The organism is Cryptosporangium phraense (assembly GCF_006912135.1).
In the GTDB taxonomy this organism is placed as follows: Bacteria; Actinomycetota; Actinomycetes; order Mycobacteriales; family Cryptosporangiaceae; genus Cryptosporangium; species Cryptosporangium phraense.
This window is the reverse complement of record NZ_VIRS01000085.1, coordinates 1-331: the sequence shown is the minus strand read 5'-3', so window position 1 is coordinate 331 and position 331 is coordinate 1. Positions and strand designations below refer to the sequence as shown.

1 protein-coding gene is annotated in these 331 nt (G+C 68.3%); it reads left to right on the top strand.

Features of this window, described 5'->3' with window-relative positions; genetic code table 11:
* Position 1: 1 nt before the first annotated feature.
* Positions 2-331, top strand: a 330-nt coding sequence (locus FL583_RS39845; RefSeq protein ID WP_420843244.1) for an ATP-binding cassette domain-containing protein, incomplete at its 3' end; no start/stop codon positions are given.

Below are 331 nucleotides of genomic sequence, written 5' to 3'. Positions count from 1 at the left end.
GGTGCGCCACGTCGATCGAAGCTTCGGCGACGTGCACGCCCTGCGGGACATCTCGTTGGACGTGGAGGCCGGCACGATGGTCGCGCTCGAAGGCCGATCGGGATCCGGGAAGACGTCGCTGCTCAACGTCATCGGCGGCCTCGACCGGCCGGACGACGGAACCGTCACGATCGACGGCACCGAGGTGACCGCACTCGACGAGGACGGCCTGTCGCAGTTACGGCGGGAGAAGGTCTCGTACGTGTTCCAGACGTTCGGGCTGATCCCGGTGCTCTCGGCGGCCGAGAACATCGGGGTGCCGCTGCGACTGGCCCGGGTGTCTCCGGGTGAA